The sequence below is a fragment of the Streptomyces sp. NPDC101237 genome (assembly GCF_044767465.1).
In the GTDB taxonomy this organism is placed as follows: Bacteria; Actinomycetota; Actinomycetes; order Streptomycetales; family Streptomycetaceae; genus Streptomyces; species Streptomyces gramineus.
On record NZ_JBIWNY010000001.1, the window covers coordinates 354,556 to 372,332 of the forward strand.

General features: G+C 68.6%; 18 protein-coding genes, 1 tRNA gene and 1 pseudogene. 11 read left to right on the top strand and 9 right to left on the bottom strand.

Features of this window, described 5'->3' with window-relative positions; all coding sequences use genetic code 11:
• Positions 1-2: 2 nt before the first annotated feature.
• Positions 3-218: pseudogene (locus ACIRQ9_RS01670) on the bottom strand (winged helix-turn-helix domain-containing protein); the annotation flags it as partial.
• Here ACIRQ9_RS01670 and ACIRQ9_RS01675 point away from each other — a divergent pair.
• Positions 218-892, top strand: coding sequence for an endonuclease/exonuclease/phosphatase family protein (locus tag ACIRQ9_RS01675; protein WP_404165980.1), 675 nt, complete (start codon positions 218-220; stop codon positions 890-892). The pseudogene ACIRQ9_RS01670 and the gene ACIRQ9_RS01675 sit on opposite strands and share 1 nt — an antisense overlap.
• Here ACIRQ9_RS01675 and ACIRQ9_RS01680 read toward each other — a convergent pair.
• Positions 801-1,496, bottom strand: coding sequence for a DUF5324 family protein (locus tag ACIRQ9_RS01680; RefSeq protein WP_404165982.1), 696 nt, complete (start codon positions 1,494-1,496; stop codon positions 801-803). The genes ACIRQ9_RS01675 and ACIRQ9_RS01680 overlap by 92 nt on opposite strands.
• A 325-nt stretch (positions 1,497-1,821) precedes the next feature.
• Here ACIRQ9_RS01680 and ACIRQ9_RS01685 point away from each other — a divergent pair, with 325 nt between their 5' ends.
• Positions 1,822-2,355: a peptidylprolyl isomerase gene (locus ACIRQ9_RS01685; RefSeq protein WP_404165985.1), complete on the top strand. Its 534-nt coding sequence runs from the start codon at positions 1,822-1,824 to the stop codon at positions 2,353-2,355.
• A gap of 83 nt (positions 2,356-2,438) precedes the next feature.
• On the top strand, positions 2,439-3,338 hold the full coding sequence (locus ACIRQ9_RS01690) for a rhomboid family intramembrane serine protease (protein ID WP_404165986.1): 900 nt from the start codon (positions 2,439-2,441) through the stop codon (positions 3,336-3,338).
• 333 nt (positions 3,339-3,671) lie between these two features.
• Here the strand turns inward: ACIRQ9_RS01690 and crgA are convergent, their stop codons facing one another.
• On the bottom strand, positions 3,672-3,926 hold the full coding sequence (gene crgA / locus ACIRQ9_RS01695; RefSeq protein ID WP_046727637.1) for a cell division protein CrgA: 255 nt from the start codon (positions 3,924-3,926) through the stop codon (positions 3,672-3,674).
• A 152-nt stretch (positions 3,927-4,078) separates the two neighbouring features.
• On the opposite strand from crgA, the gene ACIRQ9_RS01700 reads away from it, so the two are divergent.
• From ACIRQ9_RS01700 to ACIRQ9_RS01730, 7 genes are all read left to right on the top strand, one after another.
• Positions 4,079-4,867: a DUF881 domain-containing protein gene (locus ACIRQ9_RS01700; RefSeq protein WP_404165988.1), complete on the top strand. Its 789-nt coding sequence runs from the start codon at positions 4,079-4,081 to the stop codon at positions 4,865-4,867.
• 27 nt (positions 4,868-4,894) lie between these two features.
• Positions 4,895-5,578, top strand: coding sequence for a class E sortase (locus tag ACIRQ9_RS01705; RefSeq protein ID WP_404165990.1), 684 nt, complete (start codon positions 4,895-4,897; stop codon positions 5,576-5,578).
• A 52-nt stretch (positions 5,579-5,630) separates the two neighbouring features.
• A complete protein-coding gene (locus tag ACIRQ9_RS01710; protein WP_339130468.1) occupies positions 5,631-5,792 on the top strand; it encodes a hypothetical protein in 162 nt (53 codons plus the stop codon).
• A complete protein-coding gene (locus ACIRQ9_RS01715; protein ID WP_404165992.1) occupies positions 5,789-6,427 on the top strand; it encodes an aminodeoxychorismate/anthranilate synthase component II in 639 nt (212 codons plus the stop codon). The genes ACIRQ9_RS01710 and ACIRQ9_RS01715 overlap by 4 nt, the downstream gene beginning before the upstream one ends.
• Entirely contained in the window at positions 6,424-7,434 is a 1,011-nt protein-coding gene (locus ACIRQ9_RS01720; protein WP_404165993.1) for a class E sortase, read from the top strand. The genes ACIRQ9_RS01715 and ACIRQ9_RS01720 overlap by 4 nt, the downstream gene beginning before the upstream one ends.
• 19 nt (positions 7,435-7,453) lie before the next feature.
• A complete protein-coding gene (locus tag ACIRQ9_RS01725) occupies positions 7,454-8,203 on the top strand; it encodes a class E sortase (protein WP_404165995.1) in 750 nt (249 codons plus the stop codon).
• Positions 8,204-8,392: 189 nt separating this feature from the next.
• On the top strand, positions 8,393-8,797 hold the full coding sequence (locus ACIRQ9_RS01730) for a hypothetical protein (protein ID WP_404165997.1): 405 nt from the start codon (positions 8,393-8,395) through the stop codon (positions 8,795-8,797).
• 146 nt (positions 8,798-8,943) lie between these two features.
• On the opposite strand, the gene pknB is transcribed toward ACIRQ9_RS01730, so the two are convergent.
• The 6 genes from pknB to ACIRQ9_RS01760 form a co-directional block, all read right to left on the bottom strand.
• Entirely contained in the window at positions 8,944-10,932 is a 1,989-nt protein-coding gene (gene pknB, locus ACIRQ9_RS01735) for a Stk1 family PASTA domain-containing Ser/Thr kinase (protein ID WP_404165999.1), read from the bottom strand.
• A 169-nt stretch (positions 10,933-11,101) separates the two neighbouring features.
• Entirely contained in the window at positions 11,102-12,586 is a 1,485-nt protein-coding gene (locus tag ACIRQ9_RS01740; protein WP_404166001.1) for a peptidoglycan D,D-transpeptidase FtsI family protein, read from the bottom strand.
• A complete protein-coding gene (locus ACIRQ9_RS01745) occupies positions 12,583-14,025 on the bottom strand; it encodes an FtsW/RodA/SpoVE family cell cycle protein (protein ID WP_404166003.1) in 1,443 nt (480 codons plus the stop codon). The genes ACIRQ9_RS01740 and ACIRQ9_RS01745 overlap by 4 nt, the downstream gene beginning before the upstream one ends.
• Before the next feature lie 27 nt (positions 14,026-14,052).
• Entirely contained in the window at positions 14,053-15,618 is a 1,566-nt protein-coding gene (locus tag ACIRQ9_RS01750) for a Stp1/IreP family PP2C-type Ser/Thr phosphatase (protein ID WP_404166393.1), read from the bottom strand.
• A 98-nt stretch (positions 15,619-15,716) separates the two neighbouring features.
• Entirely contained in the window at positions 15,717-16,244 is a 528-nt protein-coding gene (locus ACIRQ9_RS01755) for an FHA domain-containing protein (protein ID WP_404166005.1), read from the bottom strand.
• 10 nt (positions 16,245-16,254) lie between these two features.
• Positions 16,255-17,136, bottom strand: a complete 882-nt coding sequence (locus ACIRQ9_RS01760; RefSeq protein WP_404166007.1) for an FhaA domain-containing protein — start codon at positions 17,134-17,136, stop codon at positions 16,255-16,257.
• 406 nt (positions 17,137-17,542) lie between these two features.
• On the opposite strand from ACIRQ9_RS01760, the gene ACIRQ9_RS01765 reads away from it, so the two are divergent.
• Positions 17,543-17,626, top strand: a tRNA-Leu gene (locus ACIRQ9_RS01765).
• Positions 17,627-17,777 lie beyond the last annotated feature (151 nt).

A 17,777-nucleotide genomic window follows, 5' to 3' on the forward strand; every position in this document is an offset into this window, starting at 1 on the left:
CGCACGGTGGAGATGACCCAGGGCTCGCCGAGCCGCTTGCGCAGCGCGGAGACCGTGATGCGCACGGCGTTGGTGAACGGGTCGGCGTTCTCGTCCCACGCCCGCTCCAGGAGTTCCTCGGCGCCGACCACACCGCCCTCCGCGCCGACAAGGACCTCCAGCACCGCGAACTGCTTTCTGGTCAGGGCGACATGGCGGCCGTCCCGGTGGACCTCTCGTGGAGAGCCTCCTGCCCTGGTGCGGCCTGCCCCTGCCGGTGCTGCTGGCCGCCGCGCTGTGGCGCCGCTCCGCCGCTGCCCTGGCCGCGCTGCTGCTGTCCACCGTGGTGTGGCTGAACCTCTTCGGAGGGCTGCTCGCCGACCCGTCCCTCCCGGGCGGCGACCTCACGGTGGCCTGCCACCACGTCGAAGCCGACAACCCCGACCCGGCCGGCACCGCCCGCGCCCTGGCCGCCTCCGGCGCGGACGTGCTCGCCCTGGAGGAGTTGACCGGTCGGGCCACGGGCACGTACGAGAAGGCGCTGGCAACGGCGTACCCCTACCGCGCGGTGCTCGGCACGGTCGGGCTGTGGAGCAGGCTGCCGCTGTCGGACACGCGGGCGGTCGACATCGGCACGGACCAGGGCCCCGGAGTTCCTGGAGGCTGCCCGCCACCGGCAGCGACCACCGGCCGGTGGCGGCCCGGATCAGCTGGTGAGGACGCCCGCCGGCCGCGTTTCCCCTCGCACGGAGCACAGGCGCGCCGCTGCGCCCCGTACCCGCGGGACACGGTGGCGCGCCTGTTTCACGTGAAACCTCGGCTCAGAGTTCCTGGTCGTCGCGGGACGCCTGCTCCTCCGCCTCCTTGGCCTGGACCTCCGGATGCAGGGCGGCACTGCCGTCCACCGAGCTGAGACGGCCCGGCTCCGGGACCTCCGTGGCCGCCGGCGGCTCGACCAGCCAGTCCGGGTTGGCCTGCTTGTCCCACCACTTCCACGTGGCGAAAGCGGCACCGGCCAGGACACCGACCACGGCGAACGCCTTGACGGCGCGGCCGAACGACGAACGCCGCTCGTTCCTGCGGGCCAGCTTCGCGATCTCCTCGGCCGAGACATTGCCACGCAGCGCGGCCAGTGCGGCCGCGCCACGCGACGCGGCCTCGTCGCGGACCGGCCCGGCCGCCGCCACGGCCTGCTCGATCCTCGGACGCGAGTAGTCGGCCGCCTGCCGGGCGGCCTTGCGGGTCAGGTCGGCTGCATCGTGTGCCGCCTGGTCCACCATCGGCGGCACATGGGTCCGCGCCTGTTCCAGACGCGGCACGAGACGGGCGTCGTACTGGACGCGGGCCTGCTCGGCGGCCTGCGACACCACGGGCGCGAGCCGTACGCGTGCCTCCTGCGCGTAATACGCGGCACGCTCCTTGGCCGTGTCGGCGTAGGGCGCCACCACTTCCGCGGCGTGCCGCACGCTGTCCTTCGCCGAGCTGGTCGCGGCGCGCACGCTCTCTTTGCGGGTCACGGGTTTCCTCCTCCTCGGTGGCGTACGGTATTTCGACTTTCCACCCTTTAACGGATCATGCCTGCCGACGGGCCGGGCGGCGCGCGAGGACGGGCATACGGGTGCAACCGGAGCTGAGAGGGACCTGCCCACGACGATGCCATGGATCGGTGCCCAGCGCTCCCGACCGGAGTACCCCGTCGGGGTTTCCGCAAGCGATTCGTGAGGATCCGTGTGGGGAGCGGCCTGGCGGGCCACCGGGCCGCCGCGGCGTGCGAGGATCGTGAGGGCGAACCCGGTACCGGGTCACCCCCCGCGCACACGAGAGAACAACGGAAGGCGGACCGTGGCCGAGCAGCTCTACGCCACCTTGAAGACCAGTCTCGGTGACATCGAGGTCCGGCTCTTCCCGAACCACGCGCCGAAGACGGTCAAGAACTTCGTCGAACTGGCGCAGGGCGAGCGTGAGTGGACCCACCCCGCCACCGGCGCGGTCTCCACGGACCGTCTGTACGACGGCACGGTCTTCCACCGGGTGATCGGCGGATTCATGATCCAGGGCGGTGACCCGCTCGGCACCGGCATCGGCGGACCCGGCTACAAGTTCGAGGACGAGTTCCACCCCGACCTCCGCTTCGACCGCCCCTACCTGCTGGCCATGGCCAACGCGGGACCCCGCACCAACGGCTCGCAGTTCTTCATCACGGTCAATCCCGCGCCGCACCTCAACCGCAAGCACACCATCTTCGGCGAGGTCCTCGACGCGGACAGCCAGAAGACCGTGGACAAGATCGCGGCGGCCCCCGTCAGCGGGCCGAACAAGCGCCCGGAGAACGACGTCGTCGTGGAGACGGTCGTCGTCGAGAAGCGCGGCGGCTGATCCGGCCGAAGGGAACCAAACGCCCCGCTCGTCCGTAAGGATGTGCGGGGCGGCGTATTGCCCACGACGAACGAGGGGACCCCATGGAGGACCAGGCGACAGGCAGCGAGCGCGACGCCCACAGCCTGCCCAAGTGCTACCGGCACCCGGACCGGGAGACCGGTGTGCGCTGCACCCGCTGCGAGCGCCCCATCTGCCCCGAGTGCATGGTCAGCGCCTCCGTGGGCTTCCAGTGTCCCGAGTGCGTCCGCGGCACCGCCCCCGGTGCGAGCGGCCCGCCCGCGGCCGACACCCGCCCCCGCACCATCGCCGGCGGTACCGTCACCGCCGACCCGCGCCTGCTCACCAAGATCCTGATCGGCCTGAACATCGCGGTCTTCCTGGTCCAGCTGTCCGTCGGGGACAACTTCACCGACCGCTTCGACCTGATCGGCCAGGCCTTCTTCCCGCAGTTCGGCGACATCGAAGGCGTCGCACAGGGCCAGTACTACCGGTTGCTGACCGCGATGTTCCTGCACGACAGCTCGAACTACATGCACATCGCGTTCAACATGCTCAGCCTGTGGTGGATCGGCGGCCCGCTGGAAGCGGCGCTCGGCCGCGCGCGGTACATCACCCTCTACCTGGTTTCCGGCCTGGCCGGCAGCGCCCTCAGCTATCTGCTGGCCGCCCAGAACCAGCCCTCGCTCGGCGCGTCCGGTGCCATCTTCGGCCTCTTCGGCGCGACCGCGGTCCTCATCCGCCGGCTCAACTACGACATGCGGCCGATCATCGCCCTGCTGGTGATCAACCTGATCTTCACCTTCAGCGGCGGGATCGCCTGGCAGGCCCACATCGGCGGCCTGGTCGCCGGTGTCGTCACCGGCTACGCGATGGTGCACGCCCCGCGCGAGCGACGGAACCTCATCCAGTACGGCACCTGTGCGCTGGTCCTGGTCGTGTCCCTGGTCATCACGGTCGTCCGGACCGCACAGCTCACCTGAGCCGAACCGCCCGCGCGGCCGCCCTGGGCCGTGTCAACCGCCCGCACGGCTCGTTCGGGCCCGGAGCACGGCGGCTCACCGCACCGATACCGAACCGTTGTCCACAGTCGGTGGCGGATCTTGTGCACAACGTGCGCGAACGACTGCGCCCCCTCTATCTCACCTGTGTCGTCGCAGGTCAGGGAGGGGGCGCGTCAAGTTGCGACGGGCGTTGTGGTAGTCGTACCGGCGTCAACGCCCAGCGGGTTATCCACAGATCGTCTTCTTTTCCCCAGGAGGGTGTGGACAGGAGGCCAGGTCTGTGGATAACTCAGCGAACAACCCTGGGCAGAGCTACTTCCACTGCGTGGAGACGCCGAAGCCGGCCGCGATGAACCCGAAGCCCACGACGATGTTCCAGTTGTCGAGGCTGTCGATCGGCAGCGAGCCGTCGGTCACGTAGAAGACGACGATCCAGGCCAGTCCGATGAGGAACATGGCCAGCATCACCGGCGCGACCCAGGCACGGCTGTTCAGTTTGATGGCGGTCGCCTGCTTCGCCGGGGGCGGCGTGTAGTCGGCCTTCTTGCGGATACGTGACTTCGGCACGAGGGTCTCTCCTGTCGATGCGCTGCGTGGCCGCGCAGGTAACTGGGTCGGGCTCGGAGCAGCGTACAAGGGGACAGCAAGGGCGCACTGACCGCTCCCCCGGGCGTCCGTTAGCGTAGTGCTTCCGCGGCGCCGAAGGAGATAAGGGTACGTTGAGCAATTCTGCCGACTCCAACGCCACCGGATCAACGGGTGCGGGCCCGGCGCGCAAGGCCGGCTTCCGGCCGGTGCGGATTCTCACCGTGGCCGTCTTCGCCCTGGCCGGTCTTCTCTTCTTCACCAGCTTCAACACGGCCAAGGGCACCGACATCCGCTCGGACGACAATCTGCTGAAGCTGTCCGACCTGATCCAGGAGCGCAGCCGCAAGAACAAGGAGCTGGACGAGTCCATCGCGGGCTCGCGGGACCGGAACGAGAAGCTCGCCGAACGGGACGACGGCTCCAGCAAGGCCGAAGACGACAAGCTCTCGGGCCTGGAGAAGGACGCGGGCACCCAGAAGCTGACCGGCGACGCGATCACCGTCACGCTGAACGACGCCCCGCCGAACGCCACCGCCAAGCTCCCCGGCTACCCGGAGCCGCAGCCCGACTACCTGGTCATCCACCAGCAGGACTTGCAGGCCGTGGTGAACGCCCTGTGGCGGGGCGGTGCCCGCGGCATCAAGGTCATGGACCAGCGGCTCATCTCCACCAGCGCCGTCCGGTGCGTGGGCAACACGCTGATCCTCCAGGGCCGCGTCTACTCACCGCCGTACAAGATCCAGGCGGTCGGGGACCCCGCGAAGATGCAGCAGGCGCTCGCGGACTCCGCGGCGATCCAGAACTACATGGTGTACGTCAACGTGTACGGCCTCGGCTGGAAAGTCACCGAGGACGGGACGGTGACTCTGCCGGGCTACTCGGGCACAGTGGATCTGCACTACGCGAAGCCCGTGGGGTAAACAGCCCGTCGTCCTCTGGAGCCGCCGGTGCGCGTGATCGTCAGGACCGTCAGCGAGCTGTGCATCACCGTCGGCACCCTCATCGTCCTCTTCGTGGTGTACGTGCTGTTCTGGACCGGGGTGAAGGCCGACGGCGTCATGCACGACCAGATCGACCGGCTGCAGCGCCAGTGGTCGGACAGCGCCACGGTGCGGCCCAGGACCGGGGCGAGCGCCGCCCCCGCGGCGCCGGCCGCGTACCACTACGGCAAGCCCTTCGCGATCATGTACATCCCGCGGTTCGGTTTCACGTGGAACAAGCCGGTCCTGGAGGGCACCGGCACCGACGTGCTGCAGAAGGGCCTCGCCCACTACGCCCGGACCGCCCGGCTGGGCCAGGAGGGCAACTTCGCGGTCGCCGGCCATCGCCGCACCTACGGCGACCCGTTCCTGGACTTCCCGCGGCTCCGCACGGGCGACGCGATCGTACTGACGGACGGTACGACCTGGTTCACGTATCGGATCGACAAAGGCCCCTACAAAACAGTTCCGACAGACGTTGAAGTGATCGACCCTGTGCCACGTAAGTCCGGGTATACGGGTCCGGGCCGGTATCTCACGCTGACCACGTGCGATCCGGAATGGGGGCACAGTCATCGGCTGATCGTCTGGGCGCACCTGGACTCCACACAGCCTGTGGACGAAGGCAAACCCCGGGCGTTGCGCCGTTAGTCTGGTGCAGTACGGCGGGATTCTGGTGCCGTGGTGGAACGGAAGGGACGGCATGTACGGCTGGATCTGGCGGCATCTGCCGGGCAGTGTGTGGGTGAGGGCGCTGATCTCACTCGTGCTGGTCCTGGCCGTGGTCTATGTCCTCTTCCAGTACGTCTTCCCCTGGGCCGAACCACTGCTGCCCTTCAACGATGTGACGGTGGACAACCAGTGAGCGCGCGGATTCTCGTCGTCGACAACTACGACAGCTTCGTCTTCAACCTGGTCCAGTACCTTTACCAGCTGGGCGCCGAGTGCGAGGTGCTGCGCAACGACGAGGTGTCGACGGCGCACGCCCAGGACGGCTTCGACGGCGTCCTGCTGTCGCCCGGCCCCGGTACGCCGGAGCAGGCCGGCGTCTGCGTGGAGATGGTCCGCCACTGCGCGGCCACCGGGGTGCCGGTCTTCGGCGTCTGCCTCGGCATGCAGTCCATGCAGGTGGCGTACGGCGGTGTGGTGGACCGGGCCCCCGAGCTGCTGCACGGCAAGACCTCGCTGGTCGAGCACGAGGGCACGGGGGTCTTCGCCGGGCTGCCGAGCCCGTTCACCGCGACCCGCTACCACTCGCTCGCGGCCGAGCCGGCCACCGTACCGGCCGAACTGGAGGTCACGGCCCGCACCCACGACGGGATCATCATGGGCCTCAGGCACCGTGAACTCCCGGTCGAGGGAGTGCAGTTCCATCCCGAGTCGGTTCTGACCGAGCACGGGCACCGGATGCTGGCCAACTGGCTGGCGGAGTGCGGTGACCAGCGGGCCGTGGCGAGGTCGGCGGGGCTCGCCCCGGTGGTGGGCAGGGCCTCGGCGTGACCGCGCTGCGCCCCGAGCGCGAGACCGATACCTCGTACGGGGATCAGTCGTACGGGGGACCGAGCGCGCTCGGGGACACGGCGTACCTCCCACCGGTGGACGACGCGACCGTGGCGCTGCGGATCCCCGATCCGCCGCCCGTGTCGGCCTCTGAGGGCGCGGCAGCATCACAGGCCTCCGGAGTCCCAGGGGGCGGCCGAGCGGCCCGCAGAAAGGCCGCCAGGCGGCGCGGTGGCCGCCGCGCCGGGGCACCGGAGGGCGCGCCGCCGGAGGACGGTCCGACGGGGCGTCCGCTCTCCCGGGTCGAGGCCCGTCGGCAGGCGAAGCTGCGCAAGCCGAGCCCGGCCGTCATGGCGAGCCGCGCGATAGGAGAGGTGTTCATCACCACCGGCGTGCTGATGCTGCTGTTCGTCACCTATCAGCTGTGGTGGACCAACGTCCGGGCGCACGCGCAGGCGGGCAGCGAGACCAGCAGCCTGCAGAAGGACTGGGCCAGCGGCAAGCGGGCCCCCGGCGTCTTCGCCCCCGGACAGGGCTTCGCCATCCTGCACATCCCCAAACTGGACGTCGTGGCGCCGATAGCGGAGGGCGTCAGCAACAAGAAGGTCCTCGACAAGGGCATGGTCGGCCACTACGGCGAGGGTGTCCTGAAGACCGCGATGCCGCAGGACAAGGCCGGCAACTTCGGTCTGGCCGCGCACCGCAACACGCACGGCGAGCCGTTCCGGTACATCAACCGGCTGACGGCCGGTGACGCGGTCGTGGTCGAGACGCAGGACGAGTACTTCGTGTACAAGGTGACGTCGATGCTGCCGGTGACGTCGCCGAGCAACGTGAGCGTGCTGGACCCCGTCCCGAAGGGATCGGGTTTCACCACGCCGGGCCGGTACATCACGCTGACCACCTGCACACCCGAGTTCACCAGCAAGTACCGGTTGATCGTGTGGGGCAAGATGGTCGAGGAACGCCCGCGCAGCAAGGGCAAGCCAGACGCGCTCGTCGAGTAAGGGCAGAGGCAGAGGAACAGTGGCAGCGACCGCCGACGACACCGAAGAGCACAGCGACGCGCAGGACGTGGTGCCGGGGCCTGGCCGCCGGCCGATCGGCCCGGTCGCGACGGCGGTCAGCGTCTTCGGTGAACTCCTCATCACGGCAGGCCTGGTGCTCGGCCTGTTCGTCGTCTACTCGCTCTGGTGGACGAACGTCATAGCGGACCGCAAGGCGGACCGGCAGGGCGACCGGGTCCGGGACACCTGGGCCCAGCAGGACACCGGTCCCGGGGCGCTGAACACGAAGAACGGCATCGGCTTCCTGCACGTGCCGGCCATGAGGAACGGCGAGGTGCTGGTCGAGAAGGGCACCTCGACGGACGTCCTCAACGACGGCGTGGCCGGCTACTACACGGACCCGGCCAAGGCGATGCTGCCCACCACCGGCAAGGAGGGCAACTTCACCCTCGCCGCCCACCGCGACGGCCACGGCGCGAAGTTCCACAACATCGACAAGGTCAAGGTCGGCGACCCGATCGTCTTCGAGACCCGGGACGACTGGTACGTCTACAAGGCCTACTCGATCCTCCCCGAGACCTCGAAGTACAACGTCAAGGTCCTCTCCCAGGTCCCCGAGGAGTCCGGCAGGACCAAGCCGGGCCACTACATCACCCTGACGACGTGCACGCCGGTCTACACGAGCCGCTACCGCTACGTGGTCTGGGGCGAACTGGTCCGCGTCCAGAAGGTCGACAGCAAGCGGACCCCGCCGAAGGAACTGGGCTGACCGAGTCCGTGACGGCAACGCTGTCCCCTGGTCAGCTGATGTGGCTGAAAACCCCTCATGGACACGGAAATCGATTGCAGTCGCTCAAATGTTTGATAGATCGTCTGCGTTGATCACAGGTCCGTCCTGGCCCTGGAGACACCCAGGGCCAATGGCAACGAAGAGGGAGCGGGCAATATGAGAACTCGCATGCGAATAGCCGCTGGCTTCGCCGCGGCGGCTGTCGCCACGATCGCTTTCAGCGGTCAGGCCTCCGCGGCGGAGACGGCCAGCTGTTCGACCACGGGGGCGCGAGGCAGCATGGGCGCCACCTATCCCACCGGCGACAACTGGCAGTACGCCGAGTTCAAGATCGCGCTGTCGGTGACGGACACGGCTGCCGACGGGCATCACGTAGCGGTCCGTCTCCTCACCAAGGCGATCGGGACCGACGCGGTGACGAAGTGGAGCTGGCACTCCCTCCTCACGGGCAAGGGTGACACCCTCACGCTCAGCACGACTGCGCAGACCTCGTGGGGCATCTGGGCCACTGGCGTCGAGGTAGCCCGCTTCGAAGGCGACACCAAGCTCAACTCCTGCACCGACTGGTCCTGAACCGGCGCCCCGTTCGGCCTGAATTCCTGGCGTAACTCATGAGGCTTGGCGATTTCTGCTCGTGAGAAAAGTGGGGACATGGCCAGAGCCCCGGTGCCCTTCTTTCGGGAGGGGCACCGGGGCTCAGTCGTACGGAATGGCCGGCGTCAGCCGTTGTTGCCGCCGAAGAAGCCTCCGCCGCCGTTGTCGCCGCCGTTGTTGTTGCCGCCGCCGACGTTCACCGTGGTGAGGGTGACCTGCGTGCCGCCGGGGTTGTCGACGGGGCTGTTGGCACCCGGGTCCTGGCCGATGACGCGGGCGTTGTCGCTGTTGTCACCGTTGAACTGGATGTTGGTGAAGCCGGCCGCCTGCAGGGTCTGCTTGGCCTGCTGGACAGTCTGGCCGACCACGCTCGGCACGGGCGTCTGCTGCTGCTTGGCCTTGCCGATCTGGATGTTCACCGTGGAGTTCTTGTCGACCTGCTGTCCGGCCTGCGGGTCGGTCGAGACGACCTTGCCGACCAGGTTCGGGTCGTCGGTGTCCACCTCGGAGCAGTTGCCGGTCAGGTTGTTCGCCTGCATCTGCTGCTTGGCCTCGTCACAGGACTTGCCGCTGACGTCCGGGACCGTCGACTTCGCCTGGGCCTTGGCGACCTCCAGTGTGATGACCGAGCCCTTCTCCTTCTCCGTGCCAGGGTCGGGGTTCTGACTCAGCACCGTGCCCGCGTCCTGGGTGGAGACGGTCTTGGTCACCTTGACCTTGAAGCCCTTGTCCTCCAACTGCGAGGTCGCATCGTCGATGTTCTTGCCGATCACGTTGTCGACGGCGACCTTCGGCGCGCCCGTCGACACCACCAGGCTGATCGTGTCGCCCTTGCTGACGTTCGTGGGGACGGCCGGGTCCTGGGAGCAGATCTTGCCCTTCGGCTGGTTCTCGCAGGGCTTCTTGGTGGGCGTCCCCAGCTTCAGGCCCGAGTTGTCGGCCATCTCCTGGGCGTCCGAGTAGGTCGAGCCGACGAAGTTCGGGACGGGGAACGGTTTGTCCCCGCCGTTGCCGCTCACCACCCACTTGCCGATCAGGATCGAGCCGACCAGCACCAGGATGCCGGCGACCACGAGCAGGATCGTCGAGGTGTTGTTCTTCTTCTTCTGCTGGCGGCGGCGGTCCGGGCGCTCGTCGTAGCCGTAGCCGCCGTCGTCCGGGTTCATCGGCGGCAGCATCGTCGTGGCGCCGGCGTCCGAGCGCAGGGCCGTCGTCTGCTGGTCGTCCGGGTAGCCGTAGCCGACCGAACCCATCGCGGCGGTGGCGGCGACCGGCTGGCCGTCGAGGCAGGCCTCGATGTCGGCACGCATCTCGTCGGCCGACTGGTACCGGTAGTTCGGGTCCTTGACCAGGGCCTTCAGGACGATGGCGTCCATCTCGGGCGTGATCTCGGGGTCGAAGACCGACGGGGACTGGGGTTCCTCGCGGACGTGCTGGTAGGCGACGGCCACCGGGGAGTCGCCCACGAACGGCGGCCGTACCGTCAGCAGCTCGTAGAGCAGGCAGCCCGTCGAGTACAGGTCCGAGCGGGCGTCGACCTGCTCGCCCTTGGCCTGCTCCGGGGAGAGGTACTGGGCGGTGCCGATGACCGCGGCCGTCTGGGTCATGGTCATGCCGGAGTCGCCCATGGCGCGGGCGATGCCGAAGTCCATGACCTTGACCTGGCCGTTGCGCGTGAGCATGACGTTCGCCGGCTTGATGTCACGGTGGACGATGCCGCTGCGGTGCGCGTACTCCAGGCCCTGGAGGATGCCGATGGTCATTTCCATCGCGCGCTCGGGCAGCAGCTTGCGACCGGAGTGCAGCAGCTCACGGAGCGTCGAGCCGTCCACGTACTCCATGACGATGTACGGGATCGAGACCCCGTCGATGTAGTCCTCGCCCGTGTCGTAGACCGCGACGATCGCGGGATGGTTGAGCGAGGCGGCCGACTGGGCCTCCCGGCGGAACCGGGCCTGGAAGGACGGATCGCGTGCGAGGTCCGCGCGCAGCGTCTTCACCGCCACCGTGCGGCCGAGCCGGGTGTCATGCGCGAGATAGACCTCCGCCATGCCACCACGGCCGAGCACGTGGCCCAGTTCGTACCGGCCGCCTAGGCGACGCGGCTCTTCCATAGTTCCCTACCAGCCCTCTCCGTCGGTCCCGACCGGCACGGGTGTGCGGTCGGAGGCTGCCGTCCGGGCCTACCGTACCCGGCTGAGTTTGTGTGACCTGGCCAAGCCCGTAACCCGATACAGGACCGGTATGTCAACGTGCACCGATGTGAAGGGGACGTGAGCAGGGTCACTTCTTGGAGTTGATGACCGCCTCCATCACGCTCTTCGCGATCGGGGCCGCGAGGCCGCCGCCGGAGATGTCGTCACGGTTGGCCTGGTCGTCCTCGATCACCACGGCGACGGCGACGGGCTTGCTGCCGTCGGGCAGCTTCGCGTAGGAGATGAACCAGGCGTAGGGGTTCTCGCTGTTCTCCACACCGTGCTGGGCGGTACCGGTCTTGCCGCCCACGGTGGCGTTGCTGATCTGGGCGTTCGTACCGGTGCCCTCCTTGACGACCGTCTCCATCATCGACTGGAGGATCTGGGCGTTCGCCGCGGACAGCGGCTGGCTCATCTCCTCGGGGTCGGTCTGGGAGATGGTGTCGAGGTTCGGCGACTGCAGCTTGTCGATCATGTACGGCTTCATCAGCTTGCCGTCGTTGGCGACCGCGGAAGCGACCATGGCCATCTGCAGCGGGGTCGCGGCGGTGTTGTACTGGCCGATCGAGGACAGCGCGGTCTGCGACTGGTTCATGTCGTCGGAGAAGACCGAGGCGCTGGAGCGGACCGGGGTGAACTGCTCCTGGTCGAAGCCGAACTTCTTGGCCTCGGCGAGCATCTTGTCGTTGCCGAGGTCGGCGCCGATCTTGCCGAAGACGGTGTTGCAGGAGTACCGCAGCGCGATCCGCATGGTCGCGTTCTTGCAGGGGATGCTGCCCTCGTTCTTCAGCTCGGTGGTGGTACCCGGCATGACGTACGGCAGCGGGGACTTCGTGGCCTGGTCCGCGGAGGTGTACAGCCCGTTCTGGAGCGCGGCCGCGGCGGTGACCACCTTGAAGGTGGAGCCCGGCGGGTAGGTCTCGCGCAGCGCCCGGTTCAGCATCGGGTCGTTCGGGTTGTACTTCTTCTGGAGCTTCTTCCAGGCCTCGGCGTCCTTGTCCGAGGTCCCGGCGAAGGCCGAGGGGTCGTACGACGGGTAGCTCGCCAGCGCCAGGATCTTGCCGGTGGCGGGGTCCAGGGCGACGACGGCGCCCTTGCCGCCCTGCTTCTTCAACCCGTTGTAGGCGGCGTTCTGGGCGGCGGCGTTGAGGGTGGTGACGACGTTGCCGCCCTGCTTCTGCTTGCCCGTGATCATGCCGAGGGTGTTGCGGAAGAAGAGCCGGTCGTCGTCACCGGTGAGGATGCCGTCCTCCAGGGACTCCAGCTGGTTGGCGCCGAAGGCCTGGGAGGCGTAGCCGGTGACCGGGGCCCACATGGGCCCGTTCTTGTACGTCCGCTTGTACTTCAGGTCGTTGAGACTCGAGGAGCTGGACGCCGTGGAGCCGGTGACCGGGTCGCCGTCGACGATGATGTCGCCGCGCGGGGTGGAGTAGCGGGCGATGGTGACGCGGCGGTTCTTCGGGTCGGTCTTGAGGGTGTCCGCCTTGACGTACTGGAGCCAGTTGTCCCGCAGCAGCAGGGTGAGGACCAGCAGGCCGCAGAAGATCGCGATCCGGCGCAGGGGCTTGTTCATGAGGGGCGCACCACCTGGGTCATCTCGGCGTCGGGGTTGGTGGCGGGGGCGGGCGCCGGGCGGCGCGCCGTGTCGCTGATTCTGATGAGGATGCCGATGAGGGCCCAGTTGGCGATCACGGAGGAACCGCCGTAGGCAAGGAACGGCATGGTCATACCGGTCAGCGGGATCAGGCCCATCACACCGCCCGCGACGACGAAGACCTGGAGCGCGAAGGCGCCGGACAGGCCGACGGCGAGCAGCTTGCCGAACGGGTCGCGGGCGGCGAGCGAGGTGCGCACACCGCGCTCCACGATCAGCCCGTAGATCAGCAGGAGCGCCATGATGCCGGCCAGGCCCAGCTCCTCGCCGAAGGTGGCGAGGATGAAGTCGGAGTTGGCGGCGAAGCCGATGAGATCGGAGTGGCCCTGGCCGAGACCCGTGCCGAGGGTGCCGCCGGAGCCGAAGGCCCACAGGGCCTGCATCGACTGCTCGGAATGCCCGGCCACACCGGCTTGGCTGAGCGTGTACTCCTTCATGGGGTCGAGCCAGGCTTGGACACGCATCTTCACGTGCGGCTCGATGCTCGCCACGCCGACGGCGCCCGCGGCGGACATCAGCAGACCGAAGACGATCCAGCTGGTCCGCTCGGTGGCGACGTACAGCATGATGACGAACATCCCGAAGAACAGCAGGGACGTTCCCAGGTCGGTCTCGAAGACCAGCACCAGGATCGAGATGAACCAGACGACCAGAATGGGACCGAGGTCACGGCCGCGGGGCAGGTACAGACCCATGAAGCGGCGGCTCGCGAGCGCGAGTGCATCGCGCTTCACCATCAGGTAGCCGGCGAAGAAGATCGCAAGGACGATCTTCGCGAACTCACCCGGCTGGAGCGTGCCGAGGCCGGGGATGCTGATCCAGATCTTGGCGCCGTAGACGTTCGCGCCGAGTCCGGGCACGAGGGGCAGGAGCAGCAGCAACAGCGCACCCGCCATGGAGATGTAGGTGTAGCGCTGGAGGACGCGATGGTCCTTGAGGGAGAGCAACACGATGACGAGCAGGGCGACGCCCATGGCCGAATAGAGCAGCTGGCGTGGTGCCGCCTCTACGTAGGTATTGGCCTGCTGGAGGCGCTTGGACTGGTCCAGCCGCCAGATCACCACCAGCCCCAGCCCGTTGAGCAGGGTGGCCAGCGGCAGCAGCAGCGGGTCCGCGTACGGGGCGAACTTGCGGACGGCGAGGTGGGCGACGGCGGCCAGGAGGCCCAGGCCCAGGCCGTAGCTCAGCAGTCCGGCCGGGACCTTGTCGCTGATGGCCAGGCCCACGTTGGCGTAGGCGAACACCGGGATGACGACGGCGAACACCAGGAGCGCCAGCTCGGTGTTGCGCCGGCTCGGGGTGCCGATGGAGCCGATGGTGGACGTGTGGTTCGTCGACGTGTTGGTAGTACTGCTCATCGTGTGACAGGGCCTCTCACGGCTTGCCTACTGCTTACCGCACAGCGAGACGACCTTCTGCTCATCCTCCGAGAGGGTGGGGCCGGGGCTGGGGGTCGCTGAGGTGGACGGGGACGGTGACGCCGTGGAGGACGCCGAGTTCGAGGGGCTTGGCGAGGCCTTGGACGTGAGCGACGTCTTGGTGGTTCCCGTGGTGCCCGCGGTCCCGCCCTTGTCGGTCTTGGAGTTGGTCTTGGACCCGGCCGCGGCGCGCTCCGACTCCTTCTTGCAGGCGGAGGCCTGCACGGCCAGCTCCTGGACCTTCGACCGGGCGTCGGTGAGCCCGCCTTCGGCGATGGTGGCCTTGACCTGCTTCTGCTGGTACGGCGGCAGGTACTTGAGTTCGATCTCGGGGTGGTCCGTCTCCACCTTCGAGAGCGAGACCCAGGCCAGGTCCTGGCTGATGCCCTGGTAGAGCGCGACGTGCTCGCCGTTGGCGCCGACGTAGTACTGGGTCTGCGTCCAGCGGTAGCCGCCGTACAGGCCCCCGCCGATGACGGCGAGGGCGAGGATGCCGAAGAAGGATCTCTTCAGCCACCGGCGGCCCTTGCGGGGCTTGACGAAGTCGTCGTCGGTGTAGTCGTCGAAACTGCCGGCCGGCGTGTATCCGGTGGTGTCGCCGGAGCCGGGCGGGCCGAACTCGCCGCCCCCGCTCTGGCCGGGGACCTGGCGGCCGAGGTTCGCGGCGCGGCCGGCCGGGGTCTGCATGAAGCCGTTGTCGTGCAGGTGGTGCTGGTTCTCGGCGACGGCGCCGACCACGACCGGGGTGTCGGAGAGCTGCCCGGCGAGGGTGTCCCCGGTGTCCAGGTCGAGGACGTCGGCGATGATGACCGTGATGTTGTCGGGGCCGCCGCCGCGCAGCGCGAGCTGGATCAGCTCCTGCACGGTCTCCTGCGGTCCCTGGTAGCTGGCGAGGGTCTCCTCCAGGGTCTGGTGGGAGACGACGCCGGAGAGCCCGTCGGAGCAGATGAGGTAACGATCACCCGCGCGCACCTCGCGGATGGACAGGTCGGGCTCGACGTGGTCGCCGCTGCCGAGGGCGCGCATGAGCAGCGAGCGCTGCGGGTGCGTGGTCGCCTCTTCCTCGGTGATCCGGCCCTCGTCGACGAGCCGCTGCACCCAGGTGTGGTCCTGGGTGATCTGCGTGAGCAGGCCGTCCCGCAGCAGGTACGCGCGGGAGTCGCCGACGTGCACCAGGCCGAGCCGCTGCCCGGTCCACAGCAGGGCGGTCAGGGTGGTCCCCATGCCCTCCAGCTGCGGATCCTCCTCGACCATGGCGCGCAGCTGGTCGTTGGCGCGCTGCACGGCGTGGCCGAGGGAGGTGAGGATGTCGGAGCCGGGCACGTCGTCGTCGAGTGTGACCAGGGTGGAGATCACCTCGGAGGAGGCGACCTCACCGGCGGCCTGGCCGCCCATGCCGTCGGCGATGGCGAGCAGGCGGGGACCGGCGTAACCGGAGTCCTCGTTGCCCTCCCGGATCATGCCTTTGTGCGATCCGGCGGCGAAGCGCAGTGACAGACTCATGCGCACCTCGCCCGTCGGCTCCGGGTACATCCGCACGGTGCCCACCCTCCGGTCGGGAGCGCGCCGGGGACCGGCGTCCGGTCCGCCGCCGCGTGCTCGCTCCGCTCGCGCCTATCCATGATGTAGCACTACTTCCGCAGCTCGATGACGGTTTTGCCGATGCGGATCGGCGCGCCCAGCGGGATCGGCGTGGGAGTCGTCAGCCGGGACCGGTCCAGATACGTGCCGTTCGTGGATCCGAGGTCCTCGACGATCCACTGGCCGTCGCGGTCCGGGTAGATCCTGGCATGGCGGCTGGAGGCGTAGTCGTCGTCCAGCACGATCGTGGAGTCGTGGGCGCGGCCCAGGGTGATGGTCTGCCCCTGGAGGGCGACCGTCGTACCCGTGAGCGTGCCCTCGGAGACGACGAGCTTGCTGGGTGCGTTGCGCCGTCGGCCGCTGCCGGCCGCCTGCTGCTGGCCGCGCTGCTGCGGTGGCGCGGCCTGCTGCCGGGCGGCGGGCTGCTGCTGCCGGCGTCCTTCTTCCCTACGCGATCCGCGCTGGGTGACGCGCGTACCGAACAGATCGCTGCGGATGACCTGCACGGCCACGATCACGAACAGCCACAGTACGGCCAGGAAACCCAGCCGCATGACCGTGAGGGTCAGCTCTGACATTGCCCCCGCTTCACCCTTCGGCTTGCCGGTAAATGATGGTGGTGCTGCCCACGACGATCCGCGAGCCGTCGCGGAGCGTAGCGCGGGTGGTGTGCTGCCCGTCCACCACGATGCCGTTGGTGGACCCGAGATCCTGGATCGTCGAGGGCGTTCCGGTCCGGATCTCGCAGTGCCGGCGGGAGACGCCGGGGTCGTCGATCCGCACGTCGGCCTCGGTGCTGCGGCCCAGCACGAGCGTCGCGCGGGAGATCTGATGGCGGGTGCCGTTGATCTCGATCCAGTAGCGGGTGCGGGAGCCGGGCGCCGGGGCGCCGACCGGCCCGGAGGGGCCGGCGGGGCGCTGGGCCGCGGGCTGGGCCGGCTGCGGGTAGCCGTAGCCGGCGGGGCGCTGCGGGGCGCCGGGCGGCGGTGAGCTGGGCATGGGCGGGGCCGCGGCGGACTGCGGGTAGCCGTAGCCGCCCTGTCGCTGCGGGGCGCCGCCGGCGGGCGCGCGCTCGGGCGCGGCCTGCTGGTTGCTGGAGGAGGCGAGGGTGCGGCTGCGCACCCGGTACAGGCCGGTGTCCAGGTCCTCGGCCTTCTCCAGGTTGACCTTGATCGGCCCCATGAAGGTGTAGCGCTGCTGCTTGGCGTAGTCGCGGACCATCCCGGCCAGCTCGTCACCGAGCTGTCCGGAGTAGGGGCTGAGCCGCTCGAAGTCGGGAGCGCTCAGCTCGACGATGAAGTCATTGGGTACGACGGTCCGGTCGCGGTTCCAGATGGTCGCGTTGTTGTCGCACTCGCGCTGCAGGGCGCCGGCGATCTCCACGGGCTGGACCTCGGACTTGAACACCTTCGCGAAGGTGCCGTTGACCAGACCTTCGAGACGCTGCTCGAACTTCTTCAGGACTCCCACAGGGCACCTCCTCTGTCGCGTTGCCCGTACGGCTTGCCTTACCGCTACTGCTCACTGATCGTATCTACGCGCCCGGCAATCAGCCGGTTCCCCCAGCGCCCCCCCTTCGAACTCCTCGGCGTGCTTCTTCCTGTCGGGATCGGCACTCCGCTGCCAAGGATCGTAGAGGCGGCTCACGACCAGTGTCCCGCACCCGGCTGCGGACCCGATCCCTCTGTGGACAGATGGCCTGGACCGGTACGAGGTTGATACGTGACCGCAGACTGCTCGGTACGTGTGCTTCGGGTGAGCGCTGCCCCCGGACAAGGGATGTGAACCCACCTCCTCCCACGTGCTAGTGTTCTGCATGTCGGAAGGCGCCGACCCGAAGGAAACACAGGGTCCGGAGCCGGAGGACACACCCAATGCGCGGGTGGCGGAATAGGCAGACGCGCTGGATTCAGGTTCCAGTGCCCGAAAGGGCGTGGGGGTTCAACTCCCCCCTCGCGCACAGAGGCAGAAGGCCCATCGTGATCACGATGGGCCTTCTTGCTGTCTTCTCACGTTCGGGCTTCTCGCGTTCCGGGTGCGGTCACAGGGCCCGGCGGTTCGGTGTGGTGATGTGATTTTCCTGGTGGTGTGAGGTGTCTCTCACCGGGCGG

What these genes read in the sequence shown, in the direction of transcription:
- ACIRQ9_RS01690 (WP_404165986.1), top strand. Translation starts at nt 2,439, where the DNA reads ATGGAGGACCAGGCGACAGGCAGCGAGCGCGACGCCCACAGCCTGCCC.
- ACIRQ9_RS01710 (WP_339130468.1), top strand. Translation starts at nt 5,631, where the DNA reads ATGTACGGCTGGATCTGGCGGCATCTGCCGGGCAGTGTGTGGGTGAGG.
- ACIRQ9_RS01730 (WP_404165997.1), top strand. Translation starts at nt 8,393, where the DNA reads ATGCGAATAGCCGCTGGCTTCGCCGCGGCGGCTGTCGCCACGATCGCT.
- pknB (WP_404165999.1), bottom strand. Translation starts at nt 10,932, where the DNA reads ATGGAAGAGCCGCGTCGCCTAGGCGGCCGGTACGAACTGGGCCACGTG.
- ACIRQ9_RS01740 (WP_404166001.1), bottom strand. Translation starts at nt 12,586, where the DNA reads ATGAACAAGCCCCTGCGCCGGATCGCGATCTTCTGCGGCCTGCTGGTC.
- ACIRQ9_RS01745 (WP_404166003.1), bottom strand. Translation starts at nt 14,025, where the DNA reads ATGAGCAGTACTACCAACACGTCGACGAACCACACGTCCACCATCGGC.
- ACIRQ9_RS01750 (WP_404166393.1), bottom strand. Translation starts at nt 15,618, where the DNA reads ATGTACCCGGAGCCGACGGGCGAGGTGCGCATGAGTCTGTCACTGCGC.
- ACIRQ9_RS01755 (WP_404166005.1), bottom strand. Translation starts at nt 16,244, where the DNA reads ATGTCAGAGCTGACCCTCACGGTCATGCGGCTGGGTTTCCTGGCCGTA.